The 26,685-nt window shown below is 72.5% G+C and carries 28 protein-coding genes and 1 pseudogene; 10 read left to right on the top strand and 19 right to left on the bottom strand.

Features of this window, described 5'->3' with window-relative positions; genetic code table 11:
- Together ACIRDU_RS31890 and ACIRDU_RS31885 are read right to left on the bottom strand one after the other, a co-directional pair.
- On the bottom strand, positions 1-209 hold a 209-nt coding region (locus ACIRDU_RS31890), incomplete at its 3' end, for a hypothetical protein (protein WP_403585963.1).
- Positions 206-1,474, bottom strand: a complete 1,269-nt coding sequence (locus ACIRDU_RS31885; protein ID WP_403585960.1) for an aspartate aminotransferase family protein — start codon at positions 1,472-1,474, stop codon at positions 206-208. The genes ACIRDU_RS31890 and ACIRDU_RS31885, both read right to left, overlap by 4 nt.
- A gap of 211 nt (positions 1,475-1,685) precedes the next feature.
- Here ACIRDU_RS31885 and ACIRDU_RS31880 point away from each other — a divergent pair, with 211 nt between their 5' ends.
- Complete coding sequence (locus ACIRDU_RS31880) at positions 1,686-3,338, top strand: PucR family transcriptional regulator (RefSeq protein WP_403585957.1); 1,653 nt, start codon at positions 1,686-1,688, stop codon at positions 3,336-3,338.
- A 76-nt stretch (positions 3,339-3,414) separates the two neighbouring features.
- On the opposite strand, the gene paaE is transcribed toward ACIRDU_RS31880, so the two are convergent.
- From paaE to paaA, 5 genes are read right to left on the bottom strand one after another with little or no spacing between them, the layout of a single operon-like run.
- Positions 3,415-4,530: a 1,2-phenylacetyl-CoA epoxidase subunit PaaE gene (gene paaE, locus ACIRDU_RS31875; RefSeq protein ID WP_403585955.1), complete on the bottom strand. Its 1,116-nt coding sequence runs from the start codon at positions 4,528-4,530 to the stop codon at positions 3,415-3,417.
- Positions 4,530-5,045, bottom strand: coding sequence for a 1,2-phenylacetyl-CoA epoxidase subunit PaaD (gene paaD, locus ACIRDU_RS31870; protein ID WP_403585952.1), 516 nt, complete (start codon positions 5,043-5,045; stop codon positions 4,530-4,532). The genes paaE and paaD overlap by 1 nt, the downstream gene beginning before the upstream one ends.
- Positions 5,039-5,866 carry a 1,2-phenylacetyl-CoA epoxidase subunit PaaC gene (paaC, locus tag ACIRDU_RS31865; protein ID WP_403585949.1) on the bottom strand — a complete coding sequence of 276 codons (828 nt, stop codon included), beginning with the start codon at positions 5,864-5,866 and terminating at the stop codon, positions 5,039-5,041. Before paaC ends, paaD begins: the two co-directional genes overlap by 7 nt.
- A 10-nt stretch (positions 5,867-5,876) precedes the next feature.
- The gene (paaB, locus tag ACIRDU_RS31860; RefSeq protein ID WP_031142175.1) at positions 5,877-6,170 is read right to left on the bottom strand and encodes a 1,2-phenylacetyl-CoA epoxidase subunit PaaB; all 294 of its coding nucleotides are present in this window, start codon (positions 6,168-6,170) and stop codon (positions 5,877-5,879) included.
- Complete coding sequence (paaA, locus tag ACIRDU_RS31855; RefSeq protein ID WP_403585945.1) at positions 6,167-7,153, bottom strand: 1,2-phenylacetyl-CoA epoxidase subunit PaaA; 987 nt, start codon at positions 7,151-7,153, stop codon at positions 6,167-6,169. Before paaA ends, paaB begins: the two co-directional genes overlap by 4 nt.
- Before the next feature lie 172 nt (positions 7,154-7,325).
- Between paaA and paaI the strand changes: the two genes are divergently transcribed.
- Positions 7,326-7,754 (top strand): hydroxyphenylacetyl-CoA thioesterase PaaI, encoded by a 429-nt coding sequence (gene paaI, locus ACIRDU_RS31850; protein WP_403585942.1) that lies wholly within the window; start codon positions 7,326-7,328, stop codon positions 7,752-7,754.
- Positions 7,751-9,109 carry a phenylacetate--CoA ligase PaaK gene (gene paaK / locus ACIRDU_RS31845; RefSeq protein WP_403585940.1) on the top strand — a complete coding sequence of 453 codons (1,359 nt, stop codon included), beginning with the start codon at positions 7,751-7,753 and terminating at the stop codon, positions 9,107-9,109. Before paaI ends, paaK begins: the two co-directional genes overlap by 4 nt.
- Positions 9,110-9,131: 22 nt before the next feature.
- Here the strand turns inward: paaK and ACIRDU_RS31840 are convergent, their stop codons facing one another.
- From ACIRDU_RS31840 to ACIRDU_RS31825, 4 genes and pseudogenes are all read right to left on the bottom strand, one after another.
- Complete coding sequence (locus ACIRDU_RS31840) at positions 9,132-10,349, bottom strand: PP2C family protein-serine/threonine phosphatase (RefSeq protein ID WP_403585937.1); 1,218 nt, start codon at positions 10,347-10,349, stop codon at positions 9,132-9,134.
- Between the two features lie 114 nt (positions 10,350-10,463).
- Positions 10,464-11,222 carry an IclR family transcriptional regulator gene (locus tag ACIRDU_RS31835; RefSeq protein ID WP_403585935.1) on the bottom strand — a complete coding sequence of 253 codons (759 nt, stop codon included), beginning with the start codon at positions 11,220-11,222 and terminating at the stop codon, positions 10,464-10,466.
- A gap of 177 nt (positions 11,223-11,399) precedes the next feature.
- Positions 11,400-11,735, bottom strand: a pseudogene (locus ACIRDU_RS31830) (family 43 glycosylhydrolase); the annotation flags it as partial.
- Positions 11,736-11,874: 139 nt separating this feature from the next.
- Positions 11,875-12,024 carry a hypothetical protein gene (locus ACIRDU_RS31825; protein ID WP_403585934.1) on the bottom strand — a complete coding sequence of 50 codons (150 nt, stop codon included), beginning with the start codon at positions 12,022-12,024 and terminating at the stop codon, positions 11,875-11,877.
- A 174-nt stretch (positions 12,025-12,198) separates the two neighbouring features.
- On the opposite strand from ACIRDU_RS31825, the gene ACIRDU_RS31820 reads away from it, so the two are divergent.
- The 7 genes from ACIRDU_RS31820 to hypE are packed head-to-tail and all read left to right on the top strand — an operon-like array spanning position 12,199 to position 20,148.
- Positions 12,199-13,944: an enoyl-CoA hydratase-related protein gene (locus tag ACIRDU_RS31820; protein WP_403585932.1), complete on the top strand. Its 1,746-nt coding sequence runs from the start codon at positions 12,199-12,201 to the stop codon at positions 13,942-13,944.
- The gene (locus ACIRDU_RS31815) at positions 13,941-14,528 is read left to right on the top strand and encodes a hydrogenase maturation protease (RefSeq protein WP_403585930.1); all 588 of its coding nucleotides are present in this window, start codon (positions 13,941-13,943) and stop codon (positions 14,526-14,528) included. The genes ACIRDU_RS31820 and ACIRDU_RS31815 overlap by 4 nt, the downstream gene beginning before the upstream one ends.
- A 38-nt stretch (positions 14,529-14,566) precedes the next feature.
- Positions 14,567-15,310, top strand: coding sequence for a hydrogenase nickel incorporation protein HypB (gene hypB, locus ACIRDU_RS31810; protein ID WP_403585927.1), 744 nt, complete (start codon positions 14,567-14,569; stop codon positions 15,308-15,310).
- Positions 15,307-17,619, top strand: coding sequence for a carbamoyltransferase HypF (hypF, locus tag ACIRDU_RS31805; protein WP_403585925.1), 2,313 nt, complete (start codon positions 15,307-15,309; stop codon positions 17,617-17,619). Before hypB ends, hypF begins: the two co-directional genes overlap by 4 nt.
- A gap of 3 nt (positions 17,620-17,622) precedes the next feature.
- Positions 17,623-17,943 (top strand): HypC/HybG/HupF family hydrogenase formation chaperone, encoded by a 321-nt coding sequence (locus ACIRDU_RS31800; RefSeq protein ID WP_403585922.1) that lies wholly within the window; start codon positions 17,623-17,625, stop codon positions 17,941-17,943.
- Positions 17,940-19,085, top strand: a complete 1,146-nt coding sequence (hypD, locus tag ACIRDU_RS31795; protein ID WP_403585919.1) for a hydrogenase formation protein HypD — start codon at positions 17,940-17,942, stop codon at positions 19,083-19,085. Before ACIRDU_RS31800 ends, hypD begins: the two co-directional genes overlap by 4 nt.
- The gene (gene hypE / locus ACIRDU_RS31790; protein ID WP_403585917.1) at positions 19,078-20,148 is read left to right on the top strand and encodes a hydrogenase expression/formation protein HypE; all 1,071 of its coding nucleotides are present in this window, start codon (positions 19,078-19,080) and stop codon (positions 20,146-20,148) included. Before hypD ends, hypE begins: the two co-directional genes overlap by 8 nt.
- A gap of 52 nt (positions 20,149-20,200) precedes the next feature.
- Here hypE and hypA read toward each other — a convergent pair whose 3' ends face one another.
- The 8 genes from hypA to ACIRDU_RS31750 all read right to left on the bottom strand — a co-directional run bounded on the left by hypA (position 20,201) and on the right by ACIRDU_RS31750 (position 26,669).
- Complete coding sequence (hypA, locus tag ACIRDU_RS31785) at positions 20,201-20,551, bottom strand: hydrogenase maturation nickel metallochaperone HypA (RefSeq protein WP_403585915.1); 351 nt, start codon at positions 20,549-20,551, stop codon at positions 20,201-20,203.
- Between the two features lie 7 nt (positions 20,552-20,558).
- Positions 20,559-20,708 carry a hypothetical protein gene (locus tag ACIRDU_RS31780; protein WP_403585912.1) on the bottom strand — a complete coding sequence of 50 codons (150 nt, stop codon included), beginning with the start codon at positions 20,706-20,708 and terminating at the stop codon, positions 20,559-20,561.
- 85 nt (positions 20,709-20,793) lie between these two features.
- Entirely contained in the window at positions 20,794-21,000 is a 207-nt protein-coding gene (locus ACIRDU_RS31775; RefSeq protein WP_403585910.1) for a hypothetical protein, read from the bottom strand.
- Between the two features lie 42 nt (positions 21,001-21,042).
- Positions 21,043-21,639: a DUF5947 family protein gene (locus tag ACIRDU_RS31770; protein ID WP_403585907.1), complete on the bottom strand. Its 597-nt coding sequence runs from the start codon at positions 21,637-21,639 to the stop codon at positions 21,043-21,045.
- Complete coding sequence (locus ACIRDU_RS31765; RefSeq protein ID WP_403585905.1) at positions 21,636-22,184, bottom strand: NifU family protein; 549 nt, start codon at positions 22,182-22,184, stop codon at positions 21,636-21,638. Before ACIRDU_RS31765 ends, ACIRDU_RS31770 begins: the two co-directional genes overlap by 4 nt.
- The gene (locus ACIRDU_RS31760; protein WP_403585902.1) at positions 22,177-23,970 is read right to left on the bottom strand and encodes a nickel-dependent hydrogenase large subunit; all 1,794 of its coding nucleotides are present in this window, start codon (positions 23,968-23,970) and stop codon (positions 22,177-22,179) included. The genes ACIRDU_RS31765 and ACIRDU_RS31760 overlap by 8 nt, the downstream gene beginning before the upstream one ends.
- Positions 23,971-24,064: 94 nt before the next feature.
- Positions 24,065-25,153, bottom strand: coding sequence for a hydrogenase expression protein HypE (locus ACIRDU_RS31755; RefSeq protein WP_403585900.1), 1,089 nt, complete (start codon positions 25,151-25,153; stop codon positions 24,065-24,067).
- 1 nt (position 25,154) lies between these two features.
- Positions 25,155-26,669 (bottom strand): hypothetical protein, encoded by a 1,515-nt coding sequence (locus ACIRDU_RS31750; protein WP_403585897.1) that lies wholly within the window; start codon positions 26,667-26,669, stop codon positions 25,155-25,157.
- Positions 26,670-26,685: the final 16 nt, after the last annotated feature.

Here is a 26,685-nt window from a genome sequence, read left to right as displayed (position 1 = left end):
GGCACACCCGCCTCCCGGCAGGCCCGCACCACCGCGACCACGTCGTCGGCACTGCGCGGGAAGACCACCGCCCGCGGCGGCACGCGGTAGTTGGAGGCGTCGTAGGCGTAGGGGCCGGTGGCCCCCGGGCCCGTCTCCACCCGCAGACCGGGCGCCAGCTCGGCGAGACGGGCCGTCAGACCCGCCAGGTCGCGGGTGGCGATGGTCATCGGCCCGACGCTCCCGACGTGCCGGCCTCGACCGCGTTCGCCCAGGCCTGGAGGCCCTCGTCGACGCCCGCCTCGTCGATCACGAGCGCCGGGATCATGCGGACGACCTGGTTCGAGGCGCCGCACAGCAGCAGGAGCAGGCCCTCGTCGATCGCGGCGCGCTGAACGCGGGCGGCGGTCTCGGGGTCGGGGCTGCCGTCCTCGGTGACGAACTCGGTGGCGAGCATGAGGCCGAGGCCGCGGACGTCGCCGATGCCCGGGGTCCGGTCGGCCACGGCCTCCAGCCCGTGGCGGAGCCGCTTGCCCATCGTCTCGGCGTTCTCGACGAGCTTCTCGTCGCGTACGACGTCCAGTGTCGCGCAGGCGGCGGCACAGGCGACGGCGTTGGCACCGTACGTGCCGCCCTGCGAGCCGGGCCAGGCCTTCGTCATCAGTTCCTCGGAGGCGGCGATGCCGGAGAGCGGGAAGCCGCTGGCCAGGCCCTTGGCGGTGACGAGGATGTCGGGGGTGACGCCGAAGTGGTCGTGGCCCCAGAAGCGGCCGGTGCGGCCGACGCCGGTCTGCACCTCGTCGAAGATCAGCAGGAAGCCGTGCCGGTCCGCCCGCTCCCGCAGGCCTTCCAGGAAAGCGCGGTTCGCGGGGACGTAGCCGCCCTCACCGAGGACCGGCTCGACGATGATCGCTGCCGTGTCGGCGGGCGACGAGATCGTCTGGAGGGTGTAGTCGAGTTCCTTCAGGGCGAAGCGGGTGGCGGTCTCCTCGTCCCAGCCGTACCGGAAGGCCGTCGGGAACGGGGTGACGACCACGCCGCTCATCAGCGGCGAGAACCCGGACCGGAAGCGGATGCCGGAGGTGGTCATGGAGGCGGCGGCGACCGTACGGCCGTGGAATCCGCCGTGGCAGACCAGCACGTTGGGCCGGCCGGTGGCCTGACGGGCCAGCCGCAGCGCCGCCTCGACGGCTTCGCTGCCGGAGTTGGTGAAGAACAGGCTGTCCAGCCCCGTCGGCAGCACCTCGCCCAGCTTGTCGACGAGGCGGCGCAGCGGCTGGTGCATGACGGTCGTGTACTGGCCGTGGATGAGCGTGCCCACCTGCTCCTGCGCCGCCGCCACGACCTTGGGGTGACAGTGCCCGGTGCTGGTGACGCCGATGCCGGCGGTGAAGTCGAGATAGCGGCGGCCGTCCTCACCGTAGAGGTGGACGCCCTCGCCCCTGGCCGCCACGACGGGCGTGGCCTGGCGAAGGTGCGGCGACAGTGCGGTCATGTTGTCTCCCGGCCGTACGACGAGGTCTGGTTGCTTGGCTCAGCTCCGGATCCGAGCATCCAAGCCGCCGCGGAACGCGACAACGCGTGATCTGTCCAGCCGGAACCCGTTGTTCGGACGTTGTGTCAACCGCCGAACCCCCCAGGCACCGACCGCCCCTCCCGTGAACAGCTCTTGCGCAGGTCAGCCCCGCTTGTCAGAGTGACCGGGCATGCAGGGAGGCACCGTGAACGATCACCCGCCGACGGCCGGTCGCGCACCGACGCTCGCCGATGTCCTCGCCCTGCCCGTCCTGGCCGCCGGACAGCCCCAGGTCGTCACGGGACTGGCCCAGCTGGACCGGCCGGTGCGCTGGGTGCACATCACCGAGCTGACGGACCCGGCCTCCTTCCTCAAGGGCGGCGAGCTGGTGCTGACCACGGGTATGCCCCTGCCCGAGGACGCCGCGGGGGTCCGCCGGTACGTCGACGAACTCACCGATGTGGGGGCGGCCGCCCTGGTCATCGAACTCGTACGGCGCTACCACCGGCCGCCCGACGCCCTCGTACAGGCCTGCCGGACCCGGGGGCTCCCCCTGGTCACCCTCGCCCGGGACGTCAACTTCCTGGAGGTCACCCAGGTCGTGCACGCGCTGATCCTCGGCAGCCAGGCCGAGGCGATGCGCCGGACCCAGCGGATCCACGAGGCGTTCACGGCTCTCACGTTGCGCGGGGCGGGGCCGGAGGACGTGGTGCGCGCGGCGGCGGAGATGAGCGGCCGGACGGTCGTGCTGGAGAACCTGATGCACCAGGCGCTGATCTGCGAGCCCTCGGGGAGCACGGTGGAGGAGGCGCTCGGGGACTGGGAGCGGCGTTCCCGGGGGACCGAGCCCGGCGACCACACGGAGGTGGGCGGCCCGGAGGGCTGGCTCACCGCGCCCGTCTCCTACCAGGGCGAACGCTGGGGGCGTCTGGCCATGCTGCCCGCCGACGGGCCGGCCTTCGGACCCGAGCACGTCACCGTCCTGGAGCGGACGGCGATGGCCCTGACCGTGGCCCGGCTCATCCACACCACGCCGTGGGAACACACGGCCCACCGCAACGCCCTGCGGGAGCTGGCGGAGCAGCGGCACCACTCCGCCGAGGACGTCCGTGCCCGCTGCGCCGCGCTGGGCCTGCCCACGGAGGCCGGTGTCTTCCTGGCGATCCTCGTGGAGCTGGGACCCGGTGGGGAAGGCGCCGAGGCGGAGAGCCGGCTGCACCGGGAGCTGAGGTCGGCGGGGATCCCGGCCCTGGTCGGCGAGCTGTCCCCCGGGCGACTCGGCGTCCTGCTGGCCCTGCGCCCCGCCCAGCCCTGGCGGCCCGTGGCCGAACGCCTGAGCCGTACCACGCTTGCTCTGGCGCCGGAGGCGATCGTCGGCACCGGGTCGGAGGTGGCGGACCTCGCCGACACCGCCCGCTCATTCCGGGAGGCGGCTCGGGTCATAGAGGCCACCCCTCCGGGCCAGCCGCTGCCCCCGGACCGTTCCTTCCACGAGCTGCCGGACATCGATCTGCGCCGGCTGCTGTACGCGCTGCGCGAGGACACCCGGATCCAGGACTACACGGAACGCCGGCTGAGCCGGCTCATCGACCACGACACCCGGCACGGCACCGACCTGCTGACGACCCTGGGCCACTACCTCGACGCCGCCGGCAACAAGACCACGGCGGCCCGTCGCGGTGGTCTGTCCAGGGAGACCATGTACCAGCGCCTGCGCACCATCGAACGCCTCCTCGACACCGACCTCGAATCCGGCGACCGCCGCACCGAACTCCACGTGGCACTCACGGCGTTGCGCGTTCTGCGCGCCGACCAGGGGAGGAAGGGCCGGCACATCGTGTAACGCCTTCCGCGTCCCGTTCCAAGGACAAGTGCCCTGCCCGGGCCTGGGTCCGCAGGCCGGCGCACCGCCCTGGGGGTCAGGTGTCGAAGTCCACCGTCAGCGTCTCGGACACGGGGAACGACTGGCACGTGAGGACGTAGCCCGCGTCGACCTCGGACGGTTCGAGGGCGAAGTTGCGGCGCATGTCGGCCTTGCCGTCGGTGACCAGGGCGCGGCAGGTGCCGCAGACACCGCCCTTGCAGGCGAACGGCAGGTCGGGGCGGGTCTGCTGGGCGCCTTCCAGGATGGTCCGCTCGCGGGGCAGGGCCGAGGTGGTGGAGCGGCCGTCGAGGGTGACGGTGACCTGGCTGACCGGGCCGGTGGGGCCGGTGTCGGCGTGGTGGACCTCGCGGACGGGCTCGTCGTCGGCGTAGAAGAGCTCCTGGTGGACGCGGTCGGCGGGCACGCCGAGGCCGGTCAGGACCTGCTGGGCGGCGCGGACCATGCCGTGCGGGCCGCACAGCCACCAGTGGTCGGCCGACGCGACGTCGACCAGCGCGTCGACGAGCGCGGAGAGCCGCTCGGCGTCGAGGCGGCCGGAGAGCACCTCGGCCTCGCGGGGCTCGCGGGAGAGGACGTGGGCGAGCTGGAACCGCGTCGGGTAGAGGTCCTTCAGGTCGGCGAGCTCGTCGGCGAACATCACCGTGCCGGTGCGGCGGTTGCCGTAGAGGAGGGTGACGCGCGAGCGGGGGTCGGCGGCCAGGACGGACTCGGCGATGGAGACCATGGGCGTGATGCCGGACCCGGCGGCGATCAGGACGTGGTGGCCGTGGGTGGTCAGGTCGGGGGTGAAGACGCCGGTGGGTGCCATCACCTCGACGGTGTCGCCGGGGCGTACGTCGTGCACCAGCCAGGAGGAGAACAGGCCGCCCGGCACCACTCGGACGCCGATGCGCGGTGCCGTGCCGGCGGGAGCGCAGATCGAGTACGAGCGGCGCTCGTCCCGGCCGTCGATGTCGCGCCGCAGGGTGAGCGACTGGCCGGGCGCGAAGGCGAACTCCTCGGCCAGCTCGGCCGGGATGTCGAAGCTGACGGCGGCCGCGTCCTCGCACAGCGGCTGCACGGCGGCGACCCGCAGGCGGTGGAAGACCGGACGTCGGCGGGCACGCGGGGGTGCCGCCGGGGCGGGGGCCGGCTCCATCAGGTCCTCCATCAGATCTCCTTGACGTACTCGAACGGCTCGCGGCAGGCGAGGCAGCGCCACAGGGCCTTGCAGGACGTGGCGCCGAAGCGGGAGGTCTCCTCGGTGTCGGGGTGACCGCAGCGGGGGCAGGGGACCGAGCGGCGGGTGGGGGACAGCACGAGCGGGACCGGCCCGGCGGCGCGCGGCGGTGCTGCCCCGGGCGGGGCGATGCCGTGCTGGGCGAGCTTGCGACGGCCGGCCGCCGTGATCCAGTCGCTGCTCCAGGGCGGGTCGAGGACGGTCCGGATCTCCACGCGCGCGTACCCGGCGTCCCGCAGCCGGGCGGCCACCCCCGCGCGCATCTCGGCCATCGCCGGGCAGCCCGAGTAGGTGGGGGTCAGGCTCGCCACGACCGTGCCGTCCGGGGCCAGGGTCACCTCGCGCAGCACCCCGAGGTCGGCCAGGGTGAGCATGGGCAGTTCGGGGTCGGGCACCTGCTCGGCGATGCGCCGGGCCCTTCGGGCGTCCAGGAGTGCCGTCACCATGTCGCCCCCGGGTGGGCGCGGGCCACGCCCTGCAACTCGGCCAGCAGCGGGGCCAGATGCTCGGTGTGCTCCCCGGCGCGGCCCGAGCCGGGCAGCGGCCGGTAGACGGGCATGGGCAGCCCGGCCGCCTCGGTGACCTGGCGCAGCACGGCGACGACCTCGTCGCGGACGTCGTACGCCGTGAACAGCTCGCCCAGGTAGGGCGCCACCTGCTCCTGCGCCTTGCGCATCCGGCGGTGCGATTCCTCGGTGCCGTCGCCGAGGCGCACGGCCCACTCGGCCGCGTACTGGCGGTGGTACGCCAGTTCCTTCACGCCCTTGGCGGCGATCGCCGCGAGCACCGGGTCGCGGTGTGCGGCGAGCCGCTCGAAGTGCGCGAGACGCCAGCTGGCGAACACCAGCAGCCGCACGATCGAGAAGGCGAAGTCGCCGTTGGGGAGTTCGGCCAGGCGTACGTTGCGGAAGTCGCCGGTGTCGCGGAAGTAGGCGTAGGCGTCCTCGTCGCGGCCGGTGCCGTCGGCCTGGCCCGCGCGGGAGTAGAGCAGACGGGCCTGGCCGAGAAGGTCCAGCCCGATGTTGGCGAGCGCCACCTCCTCCTCCAGCTCGGGGGCGCGGGTGGTCCACTCGGCGAGCCGCTGCGCCGAGACCAGGGCGTCGTCGGCCAGGGTGACGCAGAGGGCCGCCAGTTCACCGGCGTCCACGTCGTCGGGCACGGTGGTGTCGACGCCGTGCAGGGGGTCCTCGAAGCCGGTGCCGTAGGCCCAGCGGGTGTCGTCCTCGTGTCCCTCGGCGAGGGTCATGTAGACGTGGTCGTCGCTCATGCCCTCTCCTTCAGATGTGCGGGACGTCGTCGGGGATGTCGTAGAACGTCGGGTGCCGGTAGACCTTGTCGGCGCTGGGCTCGAAGAAGGGGTCCTTCTCGTCGCGCGTGGAGGCGGCGATGTGCTCCGAGCGCACGACCCAGATGGACACGCCCTCGTTGCGCCGGGTGTACAGGTCGCGGGCGTGGGTGAGCGCCATGCGGTCGTCGGCGGCGTGCAGCGATCCCACGTGGACGTGGTTCAGCCCGCGCTTGCCGCGCACGAACACCTCGTACAGCGGCCAGTCCTGTTTGTCGGCGGTCATGCCACCGCTCCCTTCCGCTCGCGGGACGCCTGCTTGGCTGCGTGGGCGGTGGCCGCCTCCCGCACCCAGGCGCCCTCCTCGTGGGCCGTGCGGCGCCGTTCCATCCGCTGGTCGTTGCACGGGCCGTCGCCCTTGATGACCCGCATCAGCTCGTCCCAGTCGGGCGTGCCGAAGTCGTGGTGGCCCCGCTCCTCGTTCCAGCGCAGCTGCGGGTCGGGGAGCGTCACGCCGAGCTTCTCGGCCTGCGGGACGGTCATGTCGACGAAGCGCTGCCGCAGTTCGTCGTTGCTGTGCCGCTTGATCTTCCAGGCCATGGACCGCGCGGAGTTGGGCGAGGCGTCGTCGGGCGGGCCGAACATCATCAGCGACGGCCACCACCAGCGGTTCACCGCGTCCTGCACCATCTCGCGCTGTTCCGGGGTGCCGCGCATCATCGTCATCAGCAGCTCGTAGCCCTGCCTCTGGTGGAACGACTCCTCCTTGCAGATCCGCACCATGGCGCGTGCGTACGGCCCGTACGAGGAGCGGCACAGCGGCACCTGGTTGCAGATCGCGGCCCCGTCCACGAACCAGCCGATCACCCCGACGTCCGCGAAGCTCAGCGTCGGGTAGTTGAAGATCGACGAGTACTTCTGACGGCCTTCGATCAGCCGCCCGGTCAGATCCGCGCGGTCGGCGCCCAGCGTCTCCGCGGCCGAGTACAGGTACAGCCCGTGCCCGGCCTCGTCCTGGACCTTCGCGAACAGAATGGCCTTGCGGCGCAGCGACGGCGCGCGGGTGATCCACTCGCCCTCCGGCTGCATGCCGATGATCTCCGAGTGCGCGTGCTGCGCGATCTGGCGGATCAGTGTCTTGCGGTAGCCCTCCGGCATCCAGTCGCGCGGCTCGATCCGCTGGTCCCGCGCGATCGTCGCGTCGAAGTGCTGCTGGAGAGCCGGCTCGGCGCCGTCCGCCCCCGCGGGGCTGGAGTGTGTCGTGTCCATCCGTCCCACTTCCCAACCGACCATTCGTTCGGTCCATGGTAGGACAAGCCGGCGCGCCTTGGTAAGACCCCTTGGGGAAGTCCTGGACCCTTGACAGTCCCCGGGACGGCTGGATTACTTGGCAGCGCCAAACTAACCGAATGGTCGGTCGGGCTACAAGGGGGTGCGAGACATGACCCATACCGCTGACGCGACGCCGGCCGCGGAGGCGATGTTCGCCGCGGACCAGGCCTCCCGCGGGCTCGGGATCGAGCTGCTGGAGCAGGGCGAAGGGACCGCCGTCCTGCGGATGACCGTGACCCCCCTCATGGTGAACGGGCACGGAATCGCCCACGGCGGCTACATCTTCCTGCTCGCCGACAGCGCCTTCGCCTGCGCGTGCAACAGCCACGGCCCGGTGACCGTCGCGGCCGGCGCCGACGTCACCTTCGTGGCCCCGGCGCACGAGGGCGACGTTCTCGTGGCACGGGCCGAGGAGCGCGTGCGCCACGGCCGCAGCGGCCTCTACGACGTGAGCGTCCGGCGGGGCGACGAGGTGATCGCGGAGTTCCGGGGCCGCAGCCGCAGCATCGGGAGCACGAGGCCGGAGGAGTCGGCATGACCAGGGAAGCGGACACCACGACGAACCCGGCGGTCACGGCCGGCCGGCGGCGCGGCGCGCCCCTCCCCCACGACCTGCTCGACGACACCGAGCGCCTGACGCGCGAGCAGCTGCGGGAGTTCCAGCTCGACCGCCTGCGCCGCAGTCTGCGGCACGCCTACGAGAACGTGGAGGCGTACCGGAAGAAGTTCGACGCGGCCGGGGTCACCCCCGACGACTGCCGCTCGCTGGAGGACCTGTCCCGTTTCCCCTTCACCACGAAGGCCGACCTGAGGGACACCTACCCGTTCGGCATGTTCGCCGTCCCCATGGACCAGGTGCGGCGCGTGCACGCCTCCAGCGGCACCACCGGCCGTCCCACCGTGGTCGGCTACACGGAGAACGACCTGTCGATGTGGGCGGACCTCGTCGCCCGCTCGATCCGCGCCGCCGGCGGCCGCCCTGGCCACAAGGTGCACATCTCGTACGGGTACGGGCTCTTCACCGGCGGCCTCGGCGCGCACTACGGCGCGGAGCGCGCCGGTTGTCTGGTGATCCCGGCCTCCGGGGGCATGACCGCGCGCCAGGTGCAGATCATCCAGGACTTCCGTCCCGAGATCATCATGGTCACGCCGTCCTACATGCTCACCCTGCTCGACGAGTTCGAGCGTCAGGGTCTCGACCCGCGCGGCAGCGGTCTGCGGGTGGGCATCTTCGGCGCCGAGCCGTGGACGGAGGAGATGCGCCGCGAGATCGAGGAGCGGATGGACATCCACGCCGTCGACATATACGGCCTGTCCGAGGTGATCGGTCCCGGCGTCGCCCAGGAGTGTGTGGAGACCAAGGACGGCCTGCACGTGTGGGAGGACCACTTCTACCCCGAGGTCGTCGACCCCATCACGGGTGAGGTGCTGCCCGAGGGCGAGGAGGGCGAGCTGGTCTTCACCTCCCTGACCAAGGAGGCCCTGCCGGTCGTCCGCTACCGCACCCGCGATCTGACCCGGCTGCTGCCCGGTACGGCCCGGCCCGCGTTCCGCCGCATCCAGAAGATCACCGGCCGCTGCGACGACATGATCATCCTGCGGGGGGTGAACGTCTTTCCCAGCCAGATCGAGGAGATCGTGCTGCGCACGCCCGGCATCGCGCCGCACTTCCAGATCCGGTTGACCCGGCGCGGCCGCCTGGACCACATGACCGTCCTCGTCGAGACCCGCCCCGGCACCGGCCCCCAGCAGCGCGAAGCCGCGGCCGAGGCGATCGCGAAGGCCGTCAAGGACGGCATCGGCATCACCGCCGACGTGACGATCGTCGAACCGGAGACCCTGGAACGCTCCGTCGGCAAGATCCGCCGGGTGAAGGACCTGCGCGACGCGTGATCCGCTGCGGCCGCCGCGGCTCTCACGAGCAGCACTTCGCCTCGGACGCCCGAGCGGGAGCGGTGGGGCCGGGGTGGCTCGCCTCCGGAGCCGCCGCCCGGTCGGCGGCCGGTTTGCGGATCAGGAGCAGGGCCGCGTCGTCGTGCAGCCGGCCGCCCACATGGTCCAGGAGTTCGTCGTGCAGGGCGTCGAGGGTGCGCGCCGGCTCGTGGGAGACGTGGCGTTCCAGCCCGTCGGCGAGCGGATAGAAGGCCCGTCCGCCGTCGCGGGCCTCGGTGACCCCGTCGGTGTAGAGCAGCAGTTGGTCGCCGTCGGCGAAGGGCAGTGTCTGGAGCCCGGGAGGGTGACCCGTGAGAGCGCGCAGGCCGAGCGGTGGGGCCGGGTGCGGGGGCTCCACGGCGCTGATGCGCCCGGAGGCGCGGACCAGCAGCGGAGGCGCGTGCCCGCAGTTCACGACCTCCAGGTGGCCGGCCCGCGGGTATCCGGCGACCACGGCGGTGACGAAGTCGTCGTGTCCGAGGTTGCGGGCGAGGCTCCGCTCGATGCGCTCGACCACGGCGAGGAGATCGGGCTCGTCGTGGGCGGCTTCCCGGAAGACACCGAGCACCAGCGCCGCGGTTCCCACGGCGGGCAGCCCCTTGCCGCGCACGTCACCGACGATCAGCCGGACCCCGTGCGGGGTGGGTATCAGTGCGTACAGGTCCCCGCCGATCCGGGCCTCGGCCGCCGCCGCGCTGTAGCGGACGGCCGCCTGAAACGGCCCGACCGTCGCCGGCACCGGTTTGAGCAGTGCGTGCTGGGCGGTCTCCGCGACCGAGCGGACGGCGGCGAGCACCCGTTCCCGCCGCCCACGCAGGACGCTGGCCAGGCCACTCGCCAGGGTGACCGTCACCAGGGCCGCCAGCACGGCGGTCAGCTCCCGGCCCGGCACACCGTCCCTGACCCCGAGCACGCCGCCGAGCACCGCGGTGAGGAAGCCGACCCAGAAGACACCGCGCGGCCCGTTGGTCGTGGCCGCCAGTGCGGGACCGGCCACGAGCAGGGGCAGCCAGATCATCCCGGCACCGTCGGCGAGGTCGGCGAGCACGACGACGAAGACGACCAGCGCGGGCAGGACGGGAGTACCGGCGGCCAGCTGCGCGAGGGCGCGTCTACGGGCCGACGTCCTGGCACCGGCCACTCGGACACTGAACGGCCGTGCAGGCCGGTGGTCGCCACCGAGGTCTCGCGCATGGCTCATGTTCCTATCGGGTCCTCACCTGTGAGCGGGGGCGCCAGGCTCGGGGTGCGCCCGCGGAATGTCCGTTACATCCAGAGAACGGGCTGAGCCGGGGCGCGGGCAAGGAGAGGATTTTCAGATAGTGAGCGAGAGGCCCCTCGTCACGCGGCTCGCGGTCGGCAGCAGCCGTTCGCGGATCTCCGGCAGCCGGGAGAGCCGGTTCGACGGCAGCGAGACACCGAGGGAGCCGACGGTGTCCCCGCTGTAGACCGGGACGGCGACACAGACCGTGCCGAGGGCGTACTCCTCCAGATCCGTGATGGCCGGGGCCAGGGGTGGGGTCTCCAGCCGCCGGAGCAGTTCCGGGAGGCTGGTGATCGTCCGTGGGGTGAGGTCGGCGAGGTGGTGGCGGGAGAGGTAGTCCTGGCGGGCCTCCTCGTCCAGTTCCCGCAGGACGGACTTGCCCAGTGCGGTGGCGTGCCCCGCGTCCTCGAAACCCACCCAGAGATCGACGCGGGGGGTGCCGGGGCCGTCGACGATCTCGGCGACCCGGATCTCGCCCTCCTCGTAGAAGGTGAGGTAGGCGGCGCTCGCGAGTTCGTCCCGCAGTGCGGCGAGGGTGGGCCGGACGCGGCTGAGCAGCGCCTGCGCACGCCCCGTGGACTGGAGGGTCTGGAGTTTGTCGCCGAGGACGAAGCCGCCGTCGTCCAGCTTCCGCACGTACCCGTCGTGCACCAGGGTCCGCAGCAGGTGATAGGCGGTGGCCAGGGGCAGGCTCGTCTCGCGCGCCAGCTGCTTGGCCGGCGCGCCGTTCTCGTGCGCGCTCACCGCCTCCAGCAGCCGCATGGCCCGCTGGACGGAGTTGATGAGCGTAGGGCCGTCTTGCGCACCCATACGAACAGCGTGCGTCAGGCGCGCTGCCCGGGCAAGGCGAGGCCCGGTGGATCGGCGGGGACCGGTTGCCGTGTCACCTCGCGCCCCGGGGCGGTGGTGCGGTGGTCGCACGGACGACGAGTTCCACCGGCGGGTCGTCCGCCGGCGGTCGGACCAGGCTCTGCGGCGACCGGCCGCCCCGAAGGGGAGGTGTGACGGGCGCTCGGTGAGGGAGAGGCAGTCGGGGCCCTCGGGACGGCGCAGGGTCGACCACTGGGGGCCGAGGCCGGTGCCGTCGAATCCGTCGCTGCGGTCCGGGCGGTCCGCTGCGCCGTCCGCCGGGGGCAGGTGGGGTGCGGGCACCTCCAAGGCGGGCAGACTGCCGTGCCCGGCCTTCCGCAGGGGCAGGTCGGGGTGGTCGCGGGTGGTGAGGAGCGGGCCGTTCGGGTCGCGTCCGTAGGGGCCCGCCAGGGTGCGGGAGCGCGAGACGGTGACCTGGTGGTCGTAGCCGGTGCCGCCGTCCGCGGTGAGCAGGTAGTACCACGGGCCGCGGCGGTAGAGGTTCGGGCCCTCGATCCAGCCGTGCCCACGAGGGAGGGGACAGCTGGCTGCTCAACCCGGTTCACGACTGGCGCCCGGGGCACGGTGGTTCGGCCGGTCTCGAGGCGCGGCGCTACGACCGGGACGAACGCCGCCTGGCCGGTGAGCCGGTTCCCATCACGCTGCCGCTGGAGACGTTGCTGTAGACGAGGTGGAACAGCCCGTCCACGTGACTGAGGCCGGGCGCCCACACGCCGCCGGAGTCCGGGCATCCGGTGATCACCGCAGGACCGTGATGTCGAATACGTTCGCGAGCAATGCCGAGCCGGAATGTCGTCCCGCGCAGGTCGGCGGGTCCGGCCGCCCTTTGCGGAGAGTAGGCCGGAAGCGGACGAGGGCGGCGAAACGCCGCGGTGGTCCTTCTCGGCCCTCCCCATACCGGCGAACATGCCATGTCATGGACATCTTGCTTGTCGCCAGCGCGTTCAACAGCCTGTCCCAGCGTGTGTACGCCGAGCTGTCGGACCAGGGGCACCGGGTGGACGTCGTGCTCGCCTCACACGGGCCCGACGCCGTCCGGGACGCCGTACGCGAGATGGGCCCGGAGCTGATCGTCGCTCCGATGCTGAAGTCGGCCCTGCCGGAGGACGTGTGGCGGGAGCACACCTGCCTGATCGTGCACCCGGGGCCACCCGGCGACCGGGGCCCGTCGTCGCTGGACTGGGCGATCGCCGAGGAGGCCTCCGAGTGGGGCGTGACGGTGCTTCAGGCCGAGGCGGCCATGGACGCGGGGGACGTGTGGGCGGACGGCTCCTTCCCGGTGCCGCCGGCCGGCAAGAGCGACGTGTACCGCAACGAGGTGTCGGACGCCGCGACGGCGGCCGTGCTGCTGGCCGTGCGGCGCTACGCCGACGGGTCGTACAAACCGCGCCCGCAGAGCGAAACCGGGATCGACGTGGTGTGGCGGGACTTCTTCCGCCAGGAACAGCGGCGGATCGACTGGGAGTACGACAGCACGGCGACGGTGCTGCGCAAGCTGCGTGGGGCCGACTCGCAGCCGGGCGTCCGGGACGAGATCTGCGGCCGGGAGGTGTTCCTGCACGGCGGGCACCCGGAGGACCGGCTGCGCGGGGAGCCGGGGGAACTGCTCGCGACCCGGGCCGGCGCGGTCTGCCGGGCCACCCGTGACGGCGCGGTGTGGATCCCGGAGCTGCGCCCCCGTAAGAGCTCCGGTGACCCGGCGCCGTTCCGCAGGCCGGCCGCCTCGGTTCTCGCCGGTTTCCCGGCCCCGCCCGGCAGCGGCCCGGGCATGCCGGGTTCGTACGACCGCCCGTACTGGCTGCCCGAGATCGCCGCCCCGCTCGAACTGCCCCCGGGCCGCACCACCTGGACCGACATCCGCTACCGGCAGCAGGGCCACATCGGCTTCCTGACCTTCTCCTTCCCCGGCGGGGCGATGAGCACCACCCACTGCCGCCGGCTGCTCGCCGCCTGGCGTTACGCGCTCACCCGTCCCACCACGGTGCTGGTGCTCGGCTGCGCCCGCGACTTCTTCTCCAACGGCATTCACCTCAACGTCATCGAGGCGTCGAGCGATCCGGCGGGCGAGTCCTGGTCCAACCTCAACGCCATGAACGACGTGGTCGAGGCGGTGCTGCGCACCACCGACCGGCTGGTGGTGGCGGCCCTCGGCGGCAACGCGGCGGCCGGCGGCGTCATGCTCGCCCTGGCCGCCGACGAGGTCTGGTGCCGCACGGGCAGCGTCCTCAACCCGCACTACCGGAACATGGGGCTGCACGGGTCGGAGTACTGGACGTACTCGCTGCCCCGCCGCGTGGGCGCCGAGACGGCCGAGCGGCTGACGACCGAGGCGCTGCCGGTGAGCGCCGCGACCGCCGAGCGGATCGGACTGGTCGACCGTCTGGTGCCGGTCGCGGCCCAGGACTTCGCCGCCGAGGTCGAGCGCCTGGCCGCCGACACGGCCGATGATCCGGATCTCCCGCGCCGGATCACCGCCAAGGCCACGGCACGGCACGCGGACGAGCTCCAGCGGCCCCTCGCCGAATACCGGCGGGCCGAACTCGCCCGTATGCGCGCCGTCTTCTTCGACCCCGAGGCGCCGTACCACGCGCTGCGGTCCGCGTTCGTCCGCAAGCTCCCGAGCGGCTCCCCCAGGCCGCTGGCCACCGGGGACGCGCGATGAGCGCGCGGCTGCTGGTGGCGGGCGTCGGCAACATCTTCCTCGCGGACGACGCCTTCGGCCCCGAGGTGATCCGCGCCCTGGACCGTCACCCGCTGCCGCCGGAGGTGCGGGTACGGGACTTCGGCATCCGCGGCATGGACCTGGCGTACGAGCTGCTCGACGGCTACGACACGGCCGTCCTGGTCGACGCCGCCGTGCGGGGGCACGAGCCGGGCACGCTGTCGCTGATCGAGCCGGACCTGCCCGGCGGCTCCACGGCGGGCGCGCCGCCCGAGGCGCACGGCATGGACCCGGCGAAGGTCCTCGCCCTGGCCGCCCACCTGGGCGACGAGCCGCTCCCCCGCGTCCTGGTCCTGGCCTGCGAGCCCGAGCTGCGGGCACCCGCCGACGAGGACATCGCGCCGGGCATCAGCGCGACGGTGCGCGAGGCGGTCGGGCGGGCCGTCACGGCACTGCACACCATGGTGGCGGTGCTGCTCGCCGACCCTGCCGCCACGCCCCCGTTGAGCCGCCCGGACGAATCCGCCGCCCTGTCGTCGGCCGGGCTGCCGGGCACGGTGAGCGGCGGCGCGGAGGATCGGTAGCGGAACGATTTCCCTACCGACCCGCGAGGAGCGGCACCATGTGCGATTCCGTGGACGAGGTCACTCAGGCCGTCCTGGCGAAGAACGACGGTCTGGCCGCCGATCTGCGTGACGAGTTGGCCCGGCGCGCAGTGAGCGTGGTCAACCTGCTGTCGAGCCCGGGCAGCGGCAAGACGGAGCTGCTCGGGCGGGTGCTGGCCCGGGCGGTGGAGCGGAGCATTCCGGTGGCCGCGCTCACCGCCGACCTGGCGACCGAGAACGACGCCGACCGACTGGCCCGTTCGGGAGCGCCGGTGAAGCAGCTGCTGACGGACGGGCTGTGCCATTTGGAGGCGCGGCAGTTGCGCGGTCATGTGGAGAGCTGGCTGCCCGAGGGCACCTCGCTGCTGTTCGTGGAGAACGTCGGCAACCTCGTCTGCCCCGCGTCCTACGACCTCGGCGAGAGCCTGCGGATCGTGCTCATGGCGGTGACGGAGGGCGAGGACAAACCGCTGAAGTACCCCACGGCCTTCGGGTCCGCCCATCTGGTGGTGCTGACCAAGACCGATCTGGCCGGACCGGCCGGATTCGACGAGTCGGCCTTCGAGGCGCATGTGCAGCGGGTCAACCCCGGGGTGGAGGTCATGCGGTCCTGCGCCCGCACCGGCGCCGGCGTCGACACCCTGCTGGAACGGGTGCTCGCCGTCCGGGACGGGGCCCCTGTCCACCGGCCGCCCCTGGCGCCCCGCCCGCACACCCACACCCACACCCACGAGGGCGCCGAAGCCGGCCTCGTCTCGTGACGGCGCCCGCCACCCGAGCGGTGCGCCGTCGCGTCACCGTGCGCGGCACGGTGCAGGGCGTGGGCTTCCGCCCGTTCGTGCACCGGCTGGCCACCGATCTCGCGCTCGCGGGCTTCGTGAGCAACACGGCGAGCGGTGTCCTCATCGAGGTGGAGGGCCCGCCGGACGGTGTCGCCGCCTTCTGCGACCGGCTGGCCGAGAAGCCTCCGCCGCTCGCCGCGGTGCTCGGCGTCGAGGTCGAGGACCTGCCTGTCTCCGGCGGCGACGGCACCTTCGGCATCCGTTCCACCGACCGCTCCCCCGGCAGCACCCTGCTCCCGCCCGACACGGCGACCTGCGCCGACTGCCTGCGGGAACTGGGCGATCCGGCCGACCGCCGGCACCGGCACCCGTTCGTCACCTGCACCCACTGCGGCCCCCGCTTCACCATCGCCACGGGCATGCCGTACGACCGGGCCGTGACGACCATGTCCGGCTTCCCGATGTGCGGCGAGTGCGCCCGGGAGTACGGCGATCCCCTCGACCGGCGCTTCCACGCCCAGCCCGTGGCCTGCCCCGGCTGCGGCCCTCGGCTGCGCCTGGTGCCGGCGTCCGGGAGCGCCGTCCGCCCGGCGCGGGATGCCGAGGCCCTGGCATCGGCACGGGCGCTGCTGGCCGCCGGGCGGATCGTCGCCGTCAAGGGCCTCGGCGGCTACCACCTGGCCTGCGATGCCACCGACGCCAAGGCCGTCGACACCTTGCGCACCCGCAAGGCACGCGGTGGCAAGCCGTTCGCGGTGATGTGCGCGGACCTCGACGACGTACGGCGGATCGCCGACCTCTCCGCGTCCGAGGTGGCCGCCCTCACGAGCCCCCGGCGCCCCATCGTCCTGCTGCGCCGGCGCCCGCGGGCCGACGGCCTCGCACCCGGCGTCTGCCCCGGCAGCCCGCACCTCGGTGTGATGCTGCCCTACACACCCGTGCACACCCTGCTGTTCGGCCTGCCCGGTGACCCGACCGGCCCGCGCGTGCTGGTCATGACGAGCGGCAACCGCTCCGGCGAGCCGATCGTCACGGACGACGACGAGGCGCTGACCCGGCTCGCCGGTCTTGCCGACGCCTGGCTCGCCCACGACCGGCCCATCGCCTCGCCCTGCGACGACTCCCTGCTGCGGGTGCGGCCCGACGGCACCGAGCAGGTGCTGCGCCGGTCCCGGGGGTATGTCCCCCGGCCCCTGCGGCTGCCGGTGCCGGTGCGCCCGGCGCTCGCGGTGGGCGGTGATCTGAAGAACGCCCTGTGCCTCGGCGAGGGTGACCACGCCTGGTTCGGACCGCACATCGGCGACATGGGCGATCTGACCACCCTGGAGGCGGCCCGGCGGGCGGAGGGGCACCTGCGGTGCCTGACCGGCGTGAGCCCGGAACTGGTCGCCGCCGACCGGCACCCGGGGTACCACTCGACGCGGTGGGCGGCCCGACTGGCCGGACGCGCGCCCGTACCGGTCCAGCACCACCACGCGCACATCGCCTCGGCGATGGCCGAGCACGGCCTCGACGGCACGACCCCGGTGATCGGCGTCGCCTTCGACGGCACGGGCTACGGCGACGACGGCACCGTCTGGGGCGGCGAGATCCTGCTCGCCGACTACACCGGCTTCCGGCGCTACGCCCGGCTCTCCCCCGCCCCGCTGCCCGGCGGTGACGCGGGCGTCGCCAATCCGTGCCGTCTGGCCCTGGCCCGGCTCTCGGCGGCGGGACTGCCGTGGGACGCGGACCTGCCGTGCGTGACCGCCTGTTCACCGGATGAACTGGCGGTTCTCGCACGGCAGTTGTCCAGCGGTCTGGCCTGCGTGGCGACCTCCAGCATGGGCCGGCTCTTCGACGCGGTGTCGTCGCTCGTCGGCGTGTGCCATCGCGCGGGGTACGAGGCGCAGGCCGCGCTGGAGCTGGAGGCCGCGGCCGCTACGGCGTGGGGCGCCGACACGTCGGCGTACGCCTTCGCCGGGGATCTCGACCCGGCACCGGTGCTCGGCGCGCTGGTCGCCGATCTGCGCCACGGCACCCCGGCCGCCGTGCTCGCGGCCCGGTTCCACCGCGGTGTGGCACGGGCGGTGGCGGGGATCTGCCGGCGGGCGCGTCAGGACACGGGCCTGGCCACCGTCGCTCTCAGCGGCGGGGTCTTCGCCAACGCGCTGCTGGAGGAGGAGTGCGCGCGGCTGTTGACCGAAGACGGCTTCGCGGTGCTCCGGCACGGCGAAGTACCGCCCAACGACGGCGGGCTGGCCCTCGGCCAGCTGGTGGTCGCGGCGCACCTACGACAGGAGGAGTGACCCATGTGTTTGGCAGTGCCCGGCAAGGTCGTGGCCATCGACGACAGTTCCGATCCGCTCACCGGGCTGATCGATTTCGGCGGCGTGCAGAAACAGGCGTGCCTGGAGTACGTGTCCGATGTGCGGGTGGGTGAGTACGTCATCGTGCATGTCGGCTTCGCGCTCCAGCGCTTGGACGAGGAGTCGGCCCTGGCCTCCCTGAAGCTGTTCGAGGAACTGGGGCTGTTGGAGGAGGAGTTCGGGGACGCCTGGGAGCAGGCGGCCCAGGAGGCGGGCGGTGCCGCGGTGGCGCAGCCCCAGGACAGCGGGAGCGAGGCCCGGTGAAGTACATCGACGAGTTCAACGACCCCGAACTGGCGCGGCGCCTGCTGGACGAGATCCGCGCCACCGCCACCCGGCCGTGGGCCCTCATGGAGGTGTGCGGCGGGCAGACCCACTCGATCATCCGGCACGGCATCGATCAACTGCTGCCGGAACAGGTCGAGTTGATTCACGGGCCCGGCTGTCCCGTCTGTGTCACGCCGCTGGAGGTCATCGACAAGGCGCTGGAGATCGCCTCGCGGCCCGGTGTGATCTTCTGCTCCTTCGGCGACATGCTCCGGGTGCCCGGCACCGACCGCGACCTGTTCCGGGTCAAGGGCGAGGGCGGCGATGTACGGGTGGTGTACTCGCCGCTCGACGCACTGGAGCTGGCCCGCCGCAATCCGGACCGGGAGGTGGTGTTCTTCGCCATCGGCTTCGAGACCACCGCCCCGGCCAACGCGATGGCCGTGCACCAGGCGCGCCGGCTGGGCCTGGGCAACTTCAGCCTGCTGGTGTCGCATGTGCGGGTGCCCCCGGCCATCGAGGCGATCATGACGGCGCCCGAGTGCCGGGTGCAGGGCTTCCTGGCCGCCGGGCACGTGTGCAGCGTGATGGGCATGGCCGAGTACCCGGAGCTGGCCGAGCGGTTCCGCGTGCCGATGGTGGTGACGGGCTTCGAGCCGCTGGACATCCTGGAGGGCATCCGCCGGGCGGTCCGCCAGCTCGAGCGCGGTGAGCACCGGGTGGAGAACGCCTACCCGCGTGCCGTGCGCGAGGAGGGCAACCCGGCCGCGGTACGCATGATCGAGGAGGTCTTCGAGGTCACCGACCGGTCCTGGCGGGGCATCGGGCGGATCCCGGCCAGCGGCTGGCGGCTGACGGACGCCTTCCGCGCGTACGACGCCGAGCACCGCTTCGACGTCGGCGGGATCCGAACCGAGGAGCCCGCCGAGTGCCGTGCCGGCGAGGTCCTCCAAGGCCTGATCAAGCCGACCGAGTGCGCCGCGTTCGGCACCACCTGCACCCCGCGCACCCCGCTCGGCGCCACCATGGTCTCCAGCGAGGGCGCTTGCGCGGCCTACTACCTGTACCGCCGGATGAACGCCCCGGCGCCGCAGGCCGATGGTGGGGCGCGGCAGGAGGAGGTGGCTCCCGTTGTCTGAGCGACTCGCCGATGTGGTCGACCCGGCGGGCTTCACCTGCCCCGCCCCGCTGCGCGACCAGGGGGTCGTGGTCATGGGGCACGGCGGCGGGGGCGCGCTGTCGGCGGAGCTGATGGAGCAGATCTTCACCCCTGCCTACGGCAACGCCGTCCTGTCCGGTCTCGCCGACTCCGCCGTCCTGGAGCTGGGCGGCGCGCGGCTGGCCTTCTCCACCGACTCGTACGTGGTCCGGCCGCTGTTCTTCCCCGGCGGCAGCCTCGGCGACCTCGCGGTCAACGGCACCGTCAACGACCTGGCGATGAGCGGTGCCGTGCCCGCGTATCTCTCCGCGGCCTTCGTGCTGGAGGAGGGAGTGGAGCTGACGGTCGTCGAGCGGATCGCGCGCTCGATGGGGGCGGCGGCCGCGGCGGCCGGGGTCACGATCGCCACGGGTGACACCAAGGTGGTGGAGTCCGGGCACGGCGACGGGGTGTACGTCACCACCGCCGGGGTGGGGGTCGTGCCCGACGGGGTGGACATCCGGCCCCAGCGCGCCCGGCCCGGCGACGCGGTCATCGTCAGCGGCCCGATCGGGCTGCACGGCGTGGCGATCATGAGCGTCCGGGAAGGGCTGGAGTTCGGGGTGGAGATCGCCAGCGACACGGCGCCGCTGGCGGATCTGGTGGCGGCGATGCTGGCCGTCAGCCCGGACATCCACGTGCTGCGCGACCCCACCAGGGGCGGCCTGGCCGCGTCCCTCAACGAGATCGCCCGTGCGTCCGGGACCGGTGTCCGGCTGCGGGAGCGGGCGGTCCCGGTGCCGGACGCGGTGGCGAACGCCTGCGGTTTCCTCGGACTCGATCCGCTCTACGTCGCCAACGAGGGACGGCTGGTCGCCTTCGTGCCCTCGTCGGCGGCGGAGGAGGTGCTGGCGGCGATGCGGGCCCATCCGCAGGGTGCCGGGGCCACGCTGATCGGCGAGTGCGTCGCCGAGCATCCCGGGATGGTGGTGGTCGCCACCGGCCTCGGCGGGACGCGGGTGGTGGACCTGCCGCTCGGGGAGCAGCTGCCGCGCATCTGCTGACCGGAGAACGGTGAGGGGCCCCGCCGACGCGTCGGCGGGGCCCCTCGCCTGTCTATGCCGGTACGGGCTCGATCCCGGCGATCTCCAGCTCCCGGCCGCTGCGCAGGTCGCTGGAGGGCTGGTCGCAGCGCGGGCACCAGAAGAACGGGGGCATGCCCACCGCAAACTCCTCGGCGCACGGGCCGCACCAGGCCTGCGCGGGGATCTGCTCGACGACGAGCCGTGCCCCCGCGAGGGCGGTGCCGTCGCGGGCCACCTCGAAGGCGAAACCGAGGGCGTCGGGGACGACGCCCGCCAGCTCGCCGACCCGGACGGTCACCTTCGAGACGGCGTCCGTCCCGTCCGCCCGGGCCAGCTCGTCGGCCCGCTCGACGATCGCGGTCGCGATCGACAGTTCGTGCACGGCCGGCTCACGGGTAGCGGTGGCCGGCGCGGAATCCGCCGGACATCCGCCAGAGCCGCATCTCCCGCCTCAGGCTGGGCCACTCCCAGCACAGCAGGGCCAGGGTCACACCGCCCACCAGGACGGCCTCGGCCTTCAGCACCCGCTGTCCGCTCATCCTGCCCCGCCTGCGCGCGACGGGTCTGCGTACTCGTGGTACTCGTGTCATTGCGGTGACTCCCTGCTCGTTCTCTTCTCGGTGCTCATCCCGGCGAGATGTTCGGCATGGTCTCCGCGAGGGCGTCATGCCGCTTCCAGCGGATCCCGGTGGAGCGGCGCGCGTCGGCGGTGCCGTCCTCGTGGTGCCCCTTCTGCTGCTCGTGCGGACCCTTGTTGCCCTGGTGCATGCCGGCGACGTGCCGGGGCGTGTCGGGCTTCGCCTGGGGCCGGCCCACTCTGATGCTGCCCATGGGGTGCTCTCCTTCCTCGCCTCCGACCTGCGGAGTGCGTGGCTATGGCCGCTCGGTGAGGTTTTCGAAGAACTGCTCGACGGCCGGCCAGACCCGGCCGCCGCCGGACAGGCCGCGCCACTCCCGGCGTACGACGGCGACCATCCGGTAGCAGTCGTCGATCGGCACGATCCAGTGGTGGTCGAGGCCGTGGACGGTGTTCACCAGCAGGGCCTCCACCTCGGGTTCCACGGTCGCGAGCTGCGGAACCGTGCCGGACAGCTCCTGCCAGGCCGCCGCGTCCACCTCCCACCGCATGGCTCCGGCGGGGCTGGGGCCTTCGGCGGTGACGGTGCCGTCCGCCCGGGGCACGAAGAAGACCAGGCCGACCGGTACGCCCAGCGCGGCCGTGTCGACCTTGGGCAACCTGACCCGGCGCCGGGGCACGAGCCGGTAGTGGCCGTCCCCCGCCGCCGCCTCGGCGAACAGCACCGAGCAGGGGCCGCAGGCGCAGCGCACCTCCTCCTGCCCGGTGTCGTACAGGTGGGCGTGCTCGTCGGCGACCGGCGCGGCGCACAGGTCGCACACCTCCCGCTCGGCCGCCGTGGTGCGGTCGGCCGAGGCGCGGATGAGGCGGGCCAGTGCCCCGTCGGTGGTCACGGTGCGCCCCGGTGCGTCAGCGTGGCCAGGGGGACGAACGCGGGGGCCGTCTCGGTGAGGGGCTCCACCGCCGTCAGTTCGGGTGCCACGGCGAGCACCGCCGCGCTGACCGCGTCGGTGACCTCGGAGCCTTTGCCGCCGCAGCCGGACCCGCACCCGCGGCCCGTCGTCAGACGCACCCGGGCGACCTGCCCTTCCACCCCGGCCCACTCCACGTCGCCGCCGCGCTCCTGCACGGCGGGCCGCAGCCGTTCGACCGCACGGGCCGCCCGGCGTTCGGCGGGCTCGGGGTGGATGTCGTGCAGCACCAGCAGGTGTCCCAGCAGCTCGTCGTCGGCGAGGCGCTCGGCCAGCTGCTCGTCCGCGTGGTCCAGGACGCGGGCCAGGGCCTCGCCGTAGACCTCGGTCAGCAGTGCCACCGCCTCGGTCGCGAAGCGTGTCGTGGGGCCGGGCGCGGACTCGAGGCCTTCCAGCAGCTCGTCGAGCCTGCCGAGCCTGGCCTCGACGTCCGGGTCCGCCAGGCGGGCGGCGGTGGCCTCAGCCATGGTTCGCCCCGTACGTCGGCGAGTGCAGGGTGGTCAGTGTCTTGCCCTTGCCGACGTACATGTGCACACCGCACGGCAGACAGGGGTCGAAGCTGCGGACCGTGCGCATGATGTCGACGCCCTTGAAGTCGTCCGGCCCGTTCTCCTCGAAGATGGGCTGGCCCTGGACGGCGTCCTCGTACGGGCCGGGGGTGCCGTACATGTCGCGGGGACTGGCGTTCCACGGGGTGGGCGGGTACGGGTGGTAGTTGGCGATCTTCTTGTCCTTGATCACCAGGTGGTGGGAGAGGACGCCGCGCACGGCCTCGTGGAAGCCGCAGCCGATCGCCTCGTCGGGCACCTCGTAGTTCTCGAACACCTTGGTCTCGCCCGCGCGCACCATCCCCATGGCCTCTTCCAGGAACTGGAGGGCCATGGCGGCCGCGTAGGCGATGAAGTACGGCCGGGCGCGGTCCCGTTCGATGGTGTTGCTCCACTGCGGGATGCGCCACTCCAGGGTGGTCTCCGGCAGGGACTCGCCCTTGGGCAGGGAGATGCGCACGCTGTGGCCGGTGGCCTTGACGTACGGGGTGTCGACCAGGCCGCTCAGCGCGGTCGACCACAGGCGGGCCAGCGGGCCGCCGCCGGTGTCGAGGGCGAGGTGGTCGCCGGTGCGCTGGTCGAACCAGCGGGGGCTCATCACCCAGCTGTACTTGTCGTCGAAGTTGCGCTTCTGCGGGACCGGGACGGTGGTCTGGTTCCACGGGTGGCGCATGTCGACGGGGTTGCCGAGCGGGTCGTGGGTGACGAAGGGATCCTCGTTGACCCAGTCCTCGTAGTACGAGCTGCCCAGCATGATGCGCAGGCCGAGGTTGATGTCGACGAGGTTGTTGGTGACCAGTTCGCCGTCGACGATGATGCCCGGGGTGACGTACATGTCCTTGCCCCAGGAGTTCATCGTCTCGTAGCGGTAGTCGACCGTCTTGGGGTCCTGGAAGGCGCCCCAGCAGCCCAGCAGGACCCGGCGGCGGCCGACCTCCTCGTAGCCGGGCAGCGCCTCGTAGAAGAAGTTGAAGACGTCGTCGTTCATGGCGACGGCCTTCTTCACGAAGTCGATGACCTTCATGAGCCGGCTGAGGTAGTCGGTGAAGACGCTCGGCTGCGGCATCGTGCCGACGCCGCCCGGGTACAGCGTGGACGGGTGGACGTGCCGCCCCTCCATGAGGCAGAACATCTCGCGGGTGATCCGGCTGACCTTCAGGGCCTCCTTGTATACCTCGCCCTCGAAGGGGTTGAAGGCCTTCATGATGTCGGCGATCGTGCGATAGCCGTGGATGTCGCCGCGGGGTGCCTCGGTGCGTTCGGCGCGGGCCAGCACGCTGGGGTTGGTGGCCTTGACCATCGCCTCGCAGAAGTCCACGAACACCAGGTTGTCCTGGAAGATCGTGTGGTCGAACATGTACTCGGCCGCTTCGCCGAGGTTGACGATGTAGTCGGCCAGCGGGGGTGGCTTGACGCCGTAGGCCATCTGCTGGGCGTAGTCGGAGCAGGTGGTGTGGTTGTCGCCGCAGATGCCGCAGATCCGGGACGTGATGAAGCCCGCGTCGCGCGGGTCCTTGCCCTTCATGAACACGGAGTAGCCGCGGAACAGCGACGAGGTGCTGTGGCATTCGACGACTTCCCGGTTGGCGAAGTCGATCTTCGTGTAGATGCCCAGGTTTCCGATGATCCGCGTGATCGGATCCCAGGACATGTCCACGAGCTGTGGCGGCTTGCGGTCCGTGGGCCGGGCCTCGGTGGTGGTCATCTGCGCTACTGCCCCTCGCTGTCGGTGGTGTGTGGGGTGGTGGGGTTCGTCCGGGGACGTCTCGTCCCGAGGCGCTTCATCAGGGGGCCCTTCATCAGGGGCGCCAGCGCGGGTCGTAGCCGCTGGTCAGCTTGCGCTGGTTGTGGCGCCACTTGGGCTCGTGGTTGACCAGCTCGTTGGTCACGCCGCGCAGCCGGCGGATGACGGACCCGTACGGCTTGATGACCATGGACGACAGGGTGCTGCCCGGGGGCTCGTCCATGAACGGCATGAACGCGTCGGGGAAGCCGGGCATCGTGCAGCCGATGCAGATGCCGCCGACGTTGGGGCAGCCACCGAGGCCGCCCATCCAGCCGCGCTTGGGCACGTTGCAGTTGACGACCGGGCCCCAGCAGCCCGTCTTCACGAGGCACTTGGGTGAGTTGTAGTCCTTGGCGAAGTTGGCCTGCTCGTAGTACGAGCCGCGGTCGCAGCCCTCGTGGACCGTCTTCCCGAACAGCCACTGGGGGCGCAGCATGTGGTCCAGCGGGGGCGGGGGCGCGGAGCCGGCCGCGTGGTAGAGGACCCAGAGCAGGGTCTCCATGAAGTTCTCGGGCTGGATCGGGCAGCCGGGCACGTTGACGACCGGCAGGCCGGCCTGGGAGGTGTAGTCCCAGCCCAGGTAGTCGGCCAGGCCCATGCAGCCCGTCGGGTTGCCGGACATGGCGTGGATGCCGCCGTAGGTGGCGCAGGTGCCCGCGGCCACCACCGCCCAGGCCTTGGGGGCCAGTTGGTCGATCCACCAGTTGAGGGTCTGCGGCTCACCGGTCTCCGGGTCGTTGCCGAAGGACGTCCAGTAGCCGTCGCCCTCGATGATGTTCTGGTTGGGGATCGAGCCCTCGATGACGAGGATGAACGGGGCCAGTTCGCCGCGTACGGCCGCCCGGTAGGGCGCGAGGAAGTCCTCGCCGCCCAGGCTGGGCGAGAGCACCTTGTTGACCAGGTTCACCTTCGGCAGGCCCGGGATCAGCCCGAGCACCAGATCCTCGATGGAGGGCTGGTCGGCGGCGGTGAGCGAGACGGTGTCGCCGTCGCAGCTCATGCCCTCGGAGATCCAGAGGATGTGGATCTCGTCGATGCCCTGCCGGTCCTCGGACCGTTCGGGTTCCTTGCTGACTTCGGTGGTGCTGCTGTGGGTTGTCATGTCACTCGGCCTCCGCTGCGGGGGTCTCGGAGTCGGTCGTGTGCCGCGCCGGAGCTGCGGCGGGAGCCGGTGCCGGCGGCTCGTCCCGGGAGCCGGCGGGCTCGAGGGGTTCGAGCTCGTCGGGCCGGAAGTAGTGGAAGCGGCCGTACCAGTTGTTCAGTTCGGCGGCCGGGTCGTCGTCGAGGGTCACGGCGAGGTGCACGCTGCCGTCCACGTCGTGGAAGACGGCGGCGACCTCGGCGGTCCGCCCGGCCAGGAACATGTCCTGGGCGTCGGCGCCGCGTCTTCGGGGGCGCAGCCGTACGCGGCTGCCGCCGGCGAGGGGGACGCCGTCGACGAGCACGGTGTCGGTGGACGGGGAGAGGCCGTGGTCGGCGCCCTCCTGCCACCAGGCGGGACGGTCGGCGGGCGCCGTGGGGGCGACCGGTGTCAGGGAACGGACGGCACCGTGGAGCCGCTCGAAGACCTCCTGCGGCATGGTGTCGACCCGGTCGAGGATCGCCGCCGCCCGCGGGTCGGTGGCCCGTGCCTCGCGCTTCTCCTCGTCGGTCAGCAGCATCGTGCGCAGCGTGAGGATCTCGTCGATCTCCGCGGCGTCGTGCAGGTCGCCCGGGCTTTCGGGGGCGATCTGGGGGTGGTCGGGCAGGATGATCGGTGCGGACAGCACGACGTGTCCGGTGTCCCCGGCTTCGCCGCCGAGCACGGGGAAGGTGAACTCGTTGCGGCAGGCGCGGGCGGGTGCTTCCAGGTCCGTGGGCGGGTCGATCAGCGAGACGAACTCGACTCCGTCGCCGCCGAGAAGCGTGTGCGTGGCGATGAGGGCCCGGCGCAACGCCTCGTCCCGCGCGGTGCGCGGTGGCGGGGCGGGCGCGGTGTTCGTGGTCCGTACGCGGACCCGGCAGAGGTCGTCCGAGAGCCGCTCGGCGGTGACGGTGGTCTCGGCCCGGATCTCCTCACGGGTGCGCACCACCCGCCCGGCGCCGTCGGGCAGCGGCTCGATGTCCTCACCTGCCGCGGCGCCCACCGCGACGGTGCGTGCGCCCCGAAGGAGCTCGTCGAGCGGGACCTCGGCCTCGCACTCGCGCGGCAGGGCCTCGTCGAAGGTCAGATGCACCGTGCCGTCGCCGGTGCGCAGCGACTCCACGGGGCCCTGGCCGGCTTCTTCCACCTGCTTGCGCTGCATCTGCAGGTAGCGGACCCGCACGCGCAGGCGGGCGCTGACCGGCTGTTGGACCCGCAGCAGGCACTCGGTCTGCTGGTACCAGGAATCGGCTGAGCCGGAGACACCGGGGGCGACGGGACCGTCCGCCTCCACCCAGTCCCGGGGGAACAGCACGCCGAACTGCCAGCGGACGCGGTTCTTGGCGGAGGAGCGGCGGTAGGGGTAGAGGAGGTAACCCTCGTAGAGGACGGCGTCGGCGACGGCGCTGAGCTGCTCGAGGACGCCCGGGGACGGGCCCGCGCCGCCCTTCGTGGCAGCGCCCCGCATGCCGCCCTCGACCATTGCCTCCGCCATCGCGACTCCTTGTCCC

It is taken from the genome of Streptomyces sp. NPDC093598 (assembly GCF_044764825.1).
In the GTDB taxonomy this organism is placed as follows: domain Bacteria; phylum Actinomycetota; class Actinomycetes; order Streptomycetales; family Streptomycetaceae; genus Streptomyces.
The sequence above is the reverse complement of the archived record's forward strand: the minus strand, read 5'-3'. Positions and strand labels throughout refer to the sequence as shown.